Source organism: Paraburkholderia eburnea (genome assembly GCF_002917095.1).
GTDB classification, from domain to species: Bacteria; Pseudomonadota; Gammaproteobacteria; order Burkholderiales; family Burkholderiaceae; genus Paraburkholderia; species Paraburkholderia eburnea.
Window position 1 is genome coordinate 53,329 of the sequence record NZ_PQGA01000030.1, and the last position, 12,078, is coordinate 65,406.

Annotated in this window: 13 protein-coding genes; 6 read left to right on the forward strand and 7 right to left on the reverse strand. The window is 64.1% G+C overall.

Features of this window, described 5'->3' with window-relative positions; translation table 11 throughout:
* Nucleotides 1–18 precede the first annotated feature (18 nt).
* Complete coding sequence (locus B0G62_RS29350) at nucleotides 19–279, reverse strand: hypothetical protein (RefSeq protein ID WP_103707674.1); 261 nt, start codon at nucleotides 277–279, stop codon at nucleotides 19–21.
* 298 nt (nucleotides 280–577) lie between these two features.
* Between B0G62_RS29350 and B0G62_RS29355 the strand changes: the two genes are divergently transcribed.
* Together B0G62_RS29355 and B0G62_RS29360 are read left to right on the forward strand one after the other, a co-directional pair.
* Nucleotides 578–1,525, forward strand: a complete 948-nt coding sequence (locus tag B0G62_RS29355) for a peptidoglycan DD-metalloendopeptidase family protein (RefSeq protein ID WP_244193428.1) — start codon at nucleotides 578–580, stop codon at nucleotides 1,523–1,525.
* Between the two features lie 34 nt (nucleotides 1,526–1,559).
* Nucleotides 1,560–2,144 (forward strand): BPSL1445 family SYLF domain-containing lipoprotein, encoded by a 585-nt coding sequence (locus tag B0G62_RS29360; RefSeq protein WP_103707689.1) that lies wholly within the window; start codon nucleotides 1,560–1,562, stop codon nucleotides 2,142–2,144.
* A gap of 92 nt (nucleotides 2,145–2,236) precedes the next feature.
* On the opposite strand, the gene B0G62_RS29365 is transcribed toward B0G62_RS29360, so the two are convergent.
* Together B0G62_RS29365 and B0G62_RS29370 are read right to left on the reverse strand one after the other, a co-directional pair.
* Nucleotides 2,237–3,013 carry a DNA/RNA non-specific endonuclease gene (locus B0G62_RS29365; protein ID WP_103707675.1) on the reverse strand — a complete coding sequence of 259 codons (777 nt, stop codon included), beginning with the start codon at nucleotides 3,011–3,013 and terminating at the stop codon, nucleotides 2,237–2,239.
* Between the two features lie 265 nt (nucleotides 3,014–3,278).
* Nucleotides 3,279–3,638: a DUF3564 domain-containing protein gene (locus B0G62_RS29370; RefSeq protein ID WP_103707676.1), complete on the reverse strand. Its 360-nt coding sequence runs from the start codon at nucleotides 3,636–3,638 to the stop codon at nucleotides 3,279–3,281.
* Nucleotides 3,639–3,977: 339 nt separating this feature from the next.
* Here B0G62_RS29370 and B0G62_RS29375 point away from each other — a divergent pair, with 339 nt between their 5' ends.
* The 3 genes from B0G62_RS29375 (at nucleotide 3,978) to B0G62_RS29385 (ending at nucleotide 6,526) form a co-directional block, all read left to right on the forward strand.
* Nucleotides 3,978–4,400 carry a rubrerythrin family protein gene (locus B0G62_RS29375; protein WP_103707677.1) on the forward strand — a complete coding sequence of 141 codons (423 nt, stop codon included), beginning with the start codon at nucleotides 3,978–3,980 and terminating at the stop codon, nucleotides 4,398–4,400.
* 140 nt (nucleotides 4,401–4,540) lie between these two features.
* On the forward strand, nucleotides 4,541–5,890 hold the full coding sequence (locus B0G62_RS29380) for a heterodisulfide reductase-related iron-sulfur binding cluster (RefSeq protein WP_103707678.1): 1,350 nt from the start codon (nucleotides 4,541–4,543) through the stop codon (nucleotides 5,888–5,890).
* Nucleotides 5,891–5,944: 54 nt separating this feature from the next.
* A complete protein-coding gene (locus B0G62_RS29385; protein ID WP_103707690.1) occupies nucleotides 5,945–6,526 on the forward strand; it encodes a DUF3501 family protein in 582 nt (193 codons plus the stop codon).
* A gap of 4 nt (nucleotides 6,527–6,530) precedes the next feature.
* Here B0G62_RS29385 and B0G62_RS29390 read toward each other — a convergent pair whose 3' ends face one another.
* Entirely contained in the window at nucleotides 6,531–6,992 is a 462-nt protein-coding gene (locus B0G62_RS29390; protein ID WP_103707679.1) for a GNAT family N-acetyltransferase, read from the reverse strand.
* Nucleotides 6,993–7,097: 105 nt separating this feature from the next.
* Here B0G62_RS29390 and pdxR point away from each other — a divergent pair, with 105 nt between their 5' ends.
* Entirely contained in the window at nucleotides 7,098–8,645 is a 1,548-nt protein-coding gene (pdxR, locus tag B0G62_RS29395) for a MocR-like pyridoxine biosynthesis transcription factor PdxR (RefSeq protein WP_103707680.1), read from the forward strand.
* Here pdxR and B0G62_RS29400 read toward each other — a convergent pair.
* The 3 genes from B0G62_RS29400 to B0G62_RS29410 form a co-directional block, all read right to left on the reverse strand.
* A complete protein-coding gene (locus tag B0G62_RS29400) occupies nucleotides 8,629–9,933 on the reverse strand; it encodes an NAD(P)/FAD-dependent oxidoreductase (RefSeq protein ID WP_103707681.1) in 1,305 nt (434 codons plus the stop codon). The two genes, pdxR and B0G62_RS29400, sit on opposite strands and share 17 nt — an antisense overlap.
* Before the next feature lie 41 nt (nucleotides 9,934–9,974).
* Nucleotides 9,975–11,267 (reverse strand): NAD(P)/FAD-dependent oxidoreductase, encoded by a 1,293-nt coding sequence (locus B0G62_RS29405; protein WP_103707682.1) that lies wholly within the window; start codon nucleotides 11,265–11,267, stop codon nucleotides 9,975–9,977.
* 88 nt (nucleotides 11,268–11,355) lie between these two features.
* On the reverse strand, nucleotides 11,356–12,078 hold a 723-nt coding region (locus B0G62_RS29410), incomplete at its 5' end, for a DUF3138 family protein (RefSeq protein WP_146055381.1).

The window sequence follows — 12,078 nt, forward strand, 5'->3', positions numbered from 1 at the left end:
CGCTCGTGAGCGCCGCGCTTACTGAAAGGGATTGTCGACGACGCCGGGCTTCGCGTCCGGTTCGTCCTTGACCTGTGCGGGCAGATGCGGATCGGCCTGCAGTTTCGCGACGACATTGTCGAGCGCCGCCTTCAGCGCGAGCGCCGCAGCCAGCCCGCGCTTGTCGCGCGTGAGTTCGAGCGTGCCGGCAAGCGTCACGCGCGTGGTGCCGTTGGTGAGCGTGAGCGCGTCGCCTTGCACGTTCAGAACATCGTCGTCGTTTGCGTATGCGTCGAACACCTTCTATTCCTCCTTGAGCGCGATGCACGTTGGACTCGCATTATAAGAAGCGCCGCACGCCGCCATCAAACGTGAAGCGAATGTGAAGCCGAATGTGAAGCTATTGTCAGGCCTTTGAGGCCGCGCTGCGCCCACACTGACGCAGATCAAGATCGAATCGCGAATCCGCTGCGCTTCGCGGCAAACCGATGATGATGACGCACCTGAGTTTGAACAAGGAGTGCGTCATGGGAATTCTAGACAAGGTTGCCGCAATCGTCGGCATGGCGGCGCAAACGAAGCGCGATGCGCAAACGTCATGGACCGCCCGATGATGACGGTCTCGCGCGTTGCGCGTATGACGCGTTTGCGGGCAGCGTGGCTCACGGCGACGGCGCTGATTGGCGCGTGCGTCACGCTGCTGGCGGCCTGCACATTTACACCCTGGCAGACGCTCGGCCGTCCCGGCGACGATGGCGGCGCTGACGCGGCGGCGGACGTCACGGCGGCATCGTCCGCCGTGGCCAGTGCGTCGGCCGCGCCTTCGTCCACGCCGATTCCGCCACCGACGTCCAAGGTCGTCGCCGAAGTCCCGGCTGCGGGCGCGTCCAAAGACCTGTATCGCGTGAAGGCCGGCGACACGCTTTATCACATCGCCGCCGCGCATGGCCAGCGTCCCGCCGATATCGTGGCGTGGAACAAGCTGCCCGCTTCAGGCCAGGTGAAGGTGGGGCAGATGTTGCGGGTCGCGCCGCCGGTGAAGGTCGCGGCGGCGGCTTCAGCACCGGCGTCCGTTCCCGCAGCGCCTAAAGTACCCGCCGCGTCGATTGCAACGGCCGCCTCTGAATCGAGCGCCACGCCGCCCGCCGCCAGATCGCGCGCGGCTACCACACGCCCCGCACGCCTCGCATGGCCGATGAGCGGCAGTGTCGCCACCGCGTTCTCGCCTGGCAAGTCGCGCGGCATCGTCATCGCGGGCGCGCCCGGCGAGCCGGTCAAAGCCGCCGCCGCCGGGCGCGTGGTGTACGCGGGCAGCGGCATTCAGGGCTACGGCAAGCTCATCATCGTCAAACACAACGCCCGCCTGCTCACTGCCTACGGCCGCAACGGCCGCTTGCTCGTCAAGCAGGGCGATGCCGTGAAGCCCGGCCAGACGATCGCCACGAGCGGCGCCGACGCGGCCGGTGTCGGCACGCTCCTCTTCGAAGTTCGTGAGAACGGCAAGCCCGTCGATCCGCAGGACTGGCTGCCGCGTCCGCAATCGTAACCGTTGTTCCGGAGTACAAATCGAGATGGAAAAAATGAATCGAAGACAATTTCTCGTGACCGGCGCCGCCGGCGTGGCGACGCTGGCCAGCCTGGCCGCCTGCACGACCACGCCCGCGACAGCCAGTTCCGCCGATGAGAACCGGCACGCGCGCCGTGAAATCGACGCGGGTGTCGATGGCGCGCTCTCGCGTCTCTATGGCACGGTAAAGGGTTCGCGCGAATTGCTCTCGAAAGCGCGCGCCGTGCTTGTATTCCCGGACGTGATCGGCGCGGGCTTTGGCGTGGGCGGGCAGTATGGCAAGGGCGCGTTGCGCGCAGGCGGTCGCACGGTGGGCTATTTCAGCACGACTGCGGGCTCACTCGGCTTCCAGGTGGGGGCGCAGTCGCGCGCCGTCTTCTACGCCTTCATGACGCAAGGGGCATACGAGCGCTTCCGCCAGAGCAGCGGCTGGGCGGCCGGCGCGGACGGCACCGTCGCACTCGTGAAGATGGGCGCGAACGGTACGATCGACACGACGACCGCCGTCAATCCCATCGAAGCCATCGTGCTCACCAATGCGGGTCTAATGGCGGGCGTCTCGCTCGAAGGCTCGAAGGTTTCGCGGCTCGATCTCTGATCGGCTCACGAGCGGTTCGCAAGCAAGTTCACAAGCGTTTCAAAGGGCGCGGCGCGCGGTTCAGGCGCCGCGCCTTTTCCATGCCGCCGCGCTTACCAGCCCCACTTGCGCACCGTGAACGCGTGGCCATTGAACGCCACGTTGGTCTTCGCGGCGGCGTCCGCCGGAATGCCGGGGAATGCGATACCGGCCTGCGCGCTCAACTCGCGCACCGGGCGAATGTCATAGCGGTCGACGGTGGTGTTGTCGGCCACGATGGCGAACGCGAGCCGCTGCGACGGCACGTACACGACCTTGAAAATCTGCGTGGGCACCAGCACCCGCGTCGCGCCGATGGTCTGCAACTGCGCGCCCGTGAAGAGCGGCCCGGTCACGACCCAGGCTTCGCCGTATTGGTCGGCGAGCTTGCGCACGGCCGTTTCGATGTGTGCCCACAGGCGCTGGTTGTTTTCGCGATTCTGCGGAACGACATTGGCGAGCGAAAACGATTCGGCCATCGCTTGCGGATTCCAGCGATTGCCCGCCGGACTCATGTGGCCGCGATCGAAGCCGCTGCGTTTGTAGTCGGCGAGCGTCGCGCCTTCGCCGGCTGGCAGGCGGTCGTCCTCGAAGAAACGATTGGTGCGCGTCATGTCCCGGGCGGCGTCGAGGTGATCGCGCGTGAGATGTTCCGCCGACCAGAGCGGCCCGTGCGTGATCCCCGAATGCAGCACGACGAAATCCGAATAGCAGAGCATGCGCGTTTTCGGCGCCATGCGCGGGTTCGTGATGGTGGGGAACTGACCGTCGGGGACGAATGCGGAACAGGCGGGTGCGGCGAACGCATGGCCTGCGAAGGCCATGGCGAGACAGGCAAACAGCTTCTTCATCGGCGAATCGGGAGTGCGAGAGGTGCGCGGGCGATGCGCAAACTGTGCGCAGCGCCGCGTTCGTAAAGGGCCCGAAAGTATAGCGGGCACGCTCGCGCGCGGCCATATCGCATCGTGTGCGGCGTGGCATCAGGCGAGCGTCAGCGTGCGCATCGCGAAAGACGATGCGCAACGGCAGACCGGCGCCGCGTGAAGCGGCGCCGTCAGTGTGAGAACTTCCAGAGGGTGCAACGGGTGCGGCGCGCCAGAACAGCGCGTCGCGGGGTCAGCCGGCGAACAACGCGTTTTCGGCGTGGACGGCCTGGCGATCCACCGCCTGCAGACGCCACTGACCTTCCATGGGCGTATGCGAAACTTCGCGCGACCATGTTGCATCGCCTTGCGCGGTGCTGATTTCCTGGCGGCGGTTCACGTGCAGGCCGCGCAGGGTGCAAAGCGGTTGATCGGCGAGCGGCGCGCACAGCGCCGTGACACCGCCTGAGTCGTGCATCTCGCCCCATGCGGGCAAATCGATGCCGGCGTGTGACTCACGCGACCAGCGTTGCTGATCGGTATCGAGCCAGAGTACTGCATAGTCATGATTCACGGTCGGATCGGGACCGTTGATCAAAATCGTCAGTCGCATGTGATCTCCGAAAAGGGCGCGATGGGCGGACGCGCTACAAAATCTGGACGAACTCTCAGTCTAGGACGTATGCATCCATGTGCAAGTCGATTTTTCATATATTGGGACGCCTGCGTTTTCAGGTTAGTCCACGGAAGCGATGGCGCGTCTGTGACACGCCGTCGCGCAAGCCTTGCGCGTGATTCGCCGCGGCACTATCGACGAGATTAAAAATCGCAATTGGGAACGCAAAGGGCATTTCCTAGATTGATAGAGCGGCGTAGTCCGCATGATGTCTTGCTGCACCGCACGAAGATGCGTAGCGCCGCGTCCCCACATACCGGATGGATGGAGGCACAGATGACGCAACTCAAAGGCTCGAAGACCGAGCAGAATCTCAAGGACGCCTTCGCAGGCGAATCGCAGGCAAACCGCCGTTACCTCTACTTTGCCGCCAAGGCCGATGTCGAAGGCCAGAACGATGTCGCGGCCCTGTTCCGCTCGACGGCCGAAGGCGAAACCGGCCACGCTCATGGCCACCTCGAATATCTGGAAACCGTCGGCGACCCTGCCACGGGGCTACCTTTTGGCTCCTCGCGGCTGAATCTGCAAGCCGCCATTGCGGGCGAAACGCACGAATACACCGACATGTACCCCGGCATGGCCAAAGTCGCGCGCGACGAAGGCTTCGACGAAATCGCCAACTGGTTCGAGACGCTCGCCAAAGCGGAGCGTAGTCACGCGAACCGCTATACGAAGGCGCTAGACGCTTTGGTCGAATAAGTGCGCGCCCGGCGAGACAGGTAGCGAAAACGCAGCGACAGGTAAGAGCCGGCGCAGGCGACGCATACGCGGCGCGGTCGATCCGCGCGCGTGCATGCGCGCGAACTGCGCCGAGAATCAAATACAAGAAAGGAGACGTCATGCCCCACAAGGAAGGCAGTCTCGAAGCGCCCACGCGGCATCCACTCGACTGGCAGTCCGACGCGTTCTACGATCAGGCGAAGCTGGATGACGAGCTTGCACGCGTGTTCGACATCTGCGCGGGCTGCCGGCGCTGTGTTTCGCTATGCGGCGCTTTTCCGGCGCTTTTCGATCTGGTCGACGAAACCGATACCGGCGAGGTGCATGACGTCGATAAGGCATCCTATGGAAAAGTAGTCGATCAATGTTATCTCTGCGACCTGTGTTACATGACGAAGTGCCCCTATGTGCCGCCGCATCCATGGAACGTGGATTTTCCGCACCTGATGCTACGCGCGAAGGCGATTCACTACCGCAACGGCGAAGTCCAGCTACGCGACCGCGTGCTATCGAATACGGACGCGCTGGGCCATCTCGCTGGCATTCCTGTCGTCACGCAGACCGTCAACGCAGTGAATGGGACGAAGGCGATGCGCGGCGTCATGGAAGATGTGCTGGGCGTCGACCGCCATGCGTGGCTGCCCTCGTTCGCGACGCGTAAATTCCGCAGCGCGGCGCGCAAGGCCACGTCGAGCGACGTGCACGACGGCGAGCGTACGCCGGGCAAAGTCGCCATCTACGCGACCTGTTACGTGAATTTCAACGAGCCGGGCATCGGCCACGATCTGCTGGCCCTGCTCGATCACAACGCGATTCCCTATGTGCTCGTAAAAAGCGAGGCTTGCTGCGGCATGCCGCTGCTCGAACAGGGCAACCTCGAAGGCGTGGCGAAGAAACAGGCCGTGAATCTGCCCGTGCTCGCGCACTACGCGCGCGAGGGCTACGCGTTGCTAGGCGCGGTGCCGAGCTGCGTGCTGATGTACAAGCACGAACTGCCGCTCATGTTTCCCGATGACGCCGACACGCGCGCCGTGAGCGACGCGTTCTGGGACCCGTTCGAATACTTCGTGGCGCGCAACCGGGACGGCCTGCTCAAGACGGATTTCCGCACGCCGCTGGGCAATGTGTCGTATCACGTGCCCTGCCATGCGCGCGTGCAGAACATCGGCCGCAAGACCGCCGATCTGCTTTCGCTCGTGCCTGAAACGAAGGTCACGGTGGTTGAGCGCTGCTCCGGTCATGCCGGTACCTTCGGCGTGAAAAAGGAATTTCACGCGATGTCGATGAAGATCGGCATGCCGGTGTTCAAGCAGATGGCGCAGGCCGCGCCTGATTTCATCTCGTCGGATTGCCAGCTTGCGGGACGCCATATCGCGCAGGGCATGGAGGAGAACAAGCCTGGTACGGCGGATGGTGGGCCGCCGCTCGCCCATCCGCTTACGCTATTGCGGCGAGCCTATGGAATTTGATATGGACTGCGATGTGAATAAAGCATTGAGGCCATCATGCAAGAGGACAATCCGATGACGATCGCAAGAGATTCGCTGCTGTCGCTGGAAGCGTATTCGAAGCAGCGCACCGCGATGCGCGGACACATTATCGAACATAAGAAACGCCGTGCCGTGGCGCTGGGCAACCATCTCACGTTTCTCTTCGAGGACGAAGCCACGATCCGTTATCAGATTCAGGAGATGCTGCACATCGAGAAGATTTTCGACGAGGAGGGCATACAGGGCGAACTCGACGCCTATCTGCCGCTCGTGCCCGATGGCAGCAACCTGAAGGCGACAATGCAGATAGAGTACGGGAACGAAATCGAGCGTCATGCGGCGCTCGCGCGACTGATAGGCATCGAGGATCGCGTTTTCATGCAGGCGGAAGGCGAGCCCCCCGTGCATGCCATCGCCGACGAAGACCTCGAACGGGACAACGACGAAAAGACCTCCGCCGTGCATTTCGTGCGCTTCGAATTCACGCCTGCGATGATCGATCGACTGCGCGCGGGCGCGGCGCTGTCGATCGGCTGCGATCATCAGCACTATCGCGTGCCCGCGCAGAACATCGAAGGCGAAGTGCGTGCGTCGCTGCTCGGCGACTTCGCATAACGCGTCACACGTCCTTGCGGTACATGACGAAGCCCGGCTTGTCGGCGACATCATCGTAAAGGCGCATCGCCGTATGATTCGTCTCGTGCGTGTGCCAGTAGACGCGCTTTGAATTCGACGCCTTCGCGTGCGCATAGACCGCTTCGATCAGCGCGCGTCCCACGCCCTGGCCGCGCAGATCCTCGACGGTGAACAGATCCTGCAAATAGCAGATCGGGCCGTCGAGTGTGGTATTGCGGTGATAGATGAAATGCACGAGGCCGACTACGCGCTCGCCATGCAGCGCGATGAGCGCATGCATCGGCTCGTAGCCGTCGAAGAAGCGCGTCCAGGTCGTCGCGGTGATCGGCTCGGGCAGCGCGGTCGGCCCGAAGCGGCCATAGAAGCGGTTATAGCCGTCCCAGAGCGGACGCCATGCGTCATAGTCGGCGGCAGTGACCGCGCGCACCTGGATCGTCTGGCTCATCTTCGTTCTCCTTGTGGTTTGTCCGGTTGATAATCGACGCCAGCGTAAGCGATTTGTGGCACCATTGTTAGTCCCACCCCGGCGATAAAACATGGAGCCACGAGATTGGATTACGCGCTGATGATGTCGGCCTATGAGCGCCGGGTGCGCGCGAATGCGTCGCGCCGCCTTACGCAACAGGATCTGCTCTACGAGAGCCTGCGCCGCGCGATCCTCGACGGCGATATCAGCCGCGGCACGCGCCTGGCATCGAGCCGCACGCTGGCGGAAGAACTCGATATCGCGCGCAATTCAGTGCTCTACGCGTATGAGCGGCTGGTCGAAGAAGGATTCGTCACGGCCACGCGTCATGGCTCCGTCGTCAACGACGTGAAGGCCACCGCCGTGCAGCCATCGGTGCAAGCCGAGCCGCGCGAGGTTGCGCCGCGCTCGCTGTCGCGCCGCGTGCGCGAACTGCCGCCGCGCCGCGCGGCCAATGACGAAGCCGTCGCGTTTCGGCCCGGCGTGCCCGCGCTCGATGCGTTGCCGCTCGTGCAGTGGCGCGCCGCGCTAGAGCGCGCGATGCGCGATGTGAAGGCGAGCGAACTCGGCTACGGCGACAGTGCGGGACAGCCCGCCTTGCGTCAGGCGATCGCGCAATATGTGCGTGTCTCGCGCGGCGTACGCTGCCAGCCCGATCAGGTATTCATCACCGACGGCACGCAGACGAGCCTCGACATTTGCGCGCGGTTTTTCGCCGACGAAGGCGAGCGCGTATGGATCGAGAACCCCGGCTATCTGGGCGCGCGCGTGGCGATGCTCGCGGCTGGCCTGTCGCTCGTGCCGATACGCGTGGATGCGGCGGGTATGGCCGCGCGCGACGAAGACTGGCGCGATGCGCCGCCGCGTCTGGTGTACCTCACACCTTCGCATCAATATCCGCTGGGTTGTGTGTTGAGCCTGGAACGACGCCTCGCGTTGATCGAACATGCGCGCGCCTGCGGCGCGTGGATCATCGAAGACGACTACGACAGCGAGCTACGTCACGACGGTCCGCCGTTGCCGTCGATCCAGGGCCTCGCCGACGACACTCCGGTGATTTACCTCGGGACCTTCAGCAAAACGCTGTTCCCGGCGCTGCGTATCGGCTTCATGATCGTGCCGCGCCAGGTCGTCGCGCAGATGGAAACGGCGCATCGCACGCTTCAGCGGCAAGGCCGGGTGGCGGAGCAACTGGCGCTGGCGGATTTCATCGAGAGCGGGCGCTATGCGCGGCATCTGAGGCGCATGCGCAAGCTGTATCTGGCGCGCCGCGATGGTTTGGTGGCCGCGCTCGAAAAGCATCTTGCGGGACTGATGACGGTGTCGGCCGACGCGGGCGGAATGCATTTGAGCGTGCGGCTGGATGCGCCCCTTGCCGATGTTGCTGTAAGCGAGGCCGCGCGTGCGCATGGGTTGGCGCTGTCGCCGCTCAGTGCGTATTGTCTGGGGGACGCCAGCGCCGGGCCGACTGGCGCGGTGGACGCGCCTTATAACGGCTTTCTGCTGGGGTATGCAGAGGCGACGCCTGAGGCGTCGGACGTGTTGATGGAGAGGCTTGGAGAGATAGTCCGGGGAATGTTGGGTGAGCGGCACGAAAATGACGTTCCGCAGTCGCTCAAAACAACTCCATAACCCGGTGGTACATCATGCCGATCTCCAGTGCGGGCCGACGCCATGCCGGCCCGCCCGGAAAGCGTGCGTGCCGCACCCTGGCGAACAGATCGTACGATGCACGCTCGCCCGCGATGGCCTGCGCCACCAGACGCCCGGCGACACCCGTGAGCGCGACGCCGTGGCCCGAAAACCCCTGCACGTAGTAGTAATTCGGGTCCACCGCGCCAAAATCCGGCGCGCGATTGCGCGTGACGTCGACAAAGCCGCCCCACGCATATTCGACCTGCACGCCTTCGAGTTGCGGAAACACGCCGGTCATGCGTGCCTTCATCGCCTCGGTAAGCTGTGCAGGCGCGGCGCCCGTCGAATCCGCACGACCGCCGAACAGCAGGCGATCGTCCGCCGATAGCCGGAAATAGTCGAGAAAGAAGTTGTTGTCGCAAATGGCCGCGCGGCCTGGAATCAGCGCGTCAGCGCGTTCGCGGCCCAACGGCTCGGTCGCGATGATGTACGAGGCAATCGGCGCGATACGCGCTTCGATGGGCGCGGGCAGCACGCCGCCGGGAGTCGCGTTGCAGCACGACACCACGAAGCGGCAACGTACTTCTCCGCGCGCAGTCTTCACTACAGGCTTTGCGCCGCGCGCCACGTCGAGAGCACGCGAATGCGCGAAGAGTTGCGCACCTTCCTTGCGCGCGGCGGCCGCAAGGCCGAGGCAATACTTGAGCGGATGCAGATGACCGGAAACGGGATCGTAGACGCCGGCCAGATAGCTCTGCGAATTCACGCGCGCCCGCGTTGCATCGGTGTCCTGCCATTCGAGTTTGTCGTAGCCCCAACGCTTCTGGGCCGCCTCCATCCACGAACGCAGATCGGGCACGCGCTTGGGCTTCGTCGCCACGGTCACGTAGCCCGAGGTGAAATCGCAGTCGATGCCGTAGCGCGCGATGCGCTCCTTCACGAGCGCCACGCCCTCGATCGAAAGCGCCCACGCCGCACGAATCCCCTGCGGCCCGAGTTGCTTCTCCAGCACCTCATCCTTCGCGAAGCCCACGAGCGTCTGGCCGCCGTTGCGCCCCGAAGCGCCCCAGCCTGGCCGATGCGCGTCGAGCACGACCACCGACAACCCGCGCGCACGGCATTCGAGCGCAACCGATAGCCCCGCGAAGCCCGCGCCGATCACGCAGACGTCCGCTTCGACGACACCTTCGAGGACCGGGTCGTCATCGGCGGGGCGCGTGGCGGTGGCTTCGTAGTACGAGTGGCGGGCAAGCACGTCCGCCTGGGCGTCGAGGTCTGGTTTCATCGGTGGGTGTCCATCAAAACGGCGGCATCAAAACAGCGGCATCAAAGCAGGTCCTTCATTCGGTACCAGGCCATCGCGAGCACGAGAGCGGGAGTGCGCAATGCAGCGCCGCCGGGGAAGTCGCGGTGGCGGATCTTGCCGAACAGGTCGAAACGCGCGGCCTGACCGTGGATCGCTTCGGCGATCAGCGTGCCCGCGAGTCCCGTGGTGTTCACGCCGTGGCCGGAAAAGCCCTGTGCGAAATATACCGTGGGCGAGAGGCGGCCAAAATGCGGCGCGCGATTCATCGTGATATCGACGAAGCCGCCCCACGCATAATCGACCTTCACATCGGCGAGTTGCGGGAAAGTCTTGAGCATATCGCTGCGCATGGCTTCGCCAAGATCGCGCGGCTCGAAGGTCGAATAGCTGACCTTGCCGCCCCACAGCATGCGCGTATCCGGCGCGGGGCGGAAATAGTCGAGGACAAAGCGGCTATCGCAAACGGCCGCCTGTGCGGGCATCAGCGCGGCCATGCGCTCTTTGCCGAGCGGTTCGGTGGCGATCACGTAGGTGCCCACCGGCATGATCTTGCGCGCGAGATCCGGTGCCAGCGCACCCAGATAAGTATTGCATGCGAGCACAACGAATTTTGCGCGCACCTTGCCTTGCGCGGTTTCGATCGTGTGGCCGCCCTGTTCGTCGCGAATGCCCGTGACGGCGCTGTCCTCGAAGATCTGCACGCCCGCTTCGCGCGCCGCGCGCGCCAGACCCAGCGTGTAGTTGAGCGGATGCAGATGGCCGCTGTCGGGGTCGTACAGGCCGCCTGGGTAGCGCGCCGATTGCACGTACTGGCGCACGCCTTCGCCATCGACATAGCGAAAGCGATCGTAGCCGAAGCGTTGCGCCGCTTCGTCGCGCCAGTGCTTGAGGTCATCCACGTCGCGCGCCTTGTTCGCAGCGGTGAAATAGCCTTCGGTCAGCGCGCAATCGATCTGGTGCTTCGCTACGCGCGACTTCACGATGTCGAGCGTTTCCAGTCCCATCGCCCACATCTGTTTCACTTCGCTTTCGCTCATGAACTGCGCGAACGTGTCCATACCGCATGCGAAGCCGCCAATCAGTTGCCCGCCGTTGCGTCCGCTTGCGGCCCATCCGGCTTTCGACGCCTCGAGCAGCGCGACGCGATAACCGCGCTCGGCGAGATTGAGGGCCGTCGAAACGCCCGTGAGGCCGGCGCCGATCACGCAGACATCGGCGTCGATCGTGCCCTTCAACACGGGATGGCGGGTGGCGTCGTTGGCGGTGGCTGCATACCACGACGGCGCGTGGGACTGATTGGCGAATTTGAGCATAGAAGATACGTACGAAATAAAGCGCGTACGAAAAAGAGCGGGCGGCGGTGCGGAGGATTCCGCAGGCGCGCCACCCGCAACGTACTCCTTAGAACGAGTAGATGAACTGCGCTCCCAGCAAGTCATTGCTCTTGCTGTACGACCCGTCGTTACGCAGGAACACATTCTGCGAAGCCCAGTCGTGGCGATATTCGACCTTCACCGTGATCTGCTGCGTCGGATAGAACAGCAGATCCAGCGATACGTCCTGACGCACCGCGCCCTTGCACTGGAAGCCGAGACCACCGTTCGCCTGGGAATTCGCCAGGCAGTCCGCACCAATGCCAAAGCCGTTGTACGGGTCCATGCCGTTGCCATTGAGCGCCACGCCACCGCCGCCGCCACCGTTCTTGCTGTCGGCGAGCAGGTCGTAACGCGCGGTCACGCCCATGCGGCCCACCACCGGTGCGTTGAACTTGCGGTGCGCAAGCAGCGAGAAGCCATACCACTGCGCATTACCGCCGTTATACGCGGCGCGCTGCTGCTGGCCGTAATCGACTTCGGCGTTGTACTGCGTATCCGCTGCGGTGTAGCTCGCATCGACTTCGCCAAAGAAGAAGTAGCCGCCCGAACTCGTCGCCTGGCCGCCCGCACCGTAGACCGCCTGGCCGGTGGTGGGATCGAAGGCGCTGGAGAGCGTCTGGCGTCCGACGTTGAACGATCCGCCGATATCCAGCGCGCTCGACCACGTGTAATCCGCGCGTGCCGTGAGGGTCGGGATCTTGTTGCTCGTCGTGATCGGGTCGCCCAGCGCATTGGTGCCCGTCTGCGT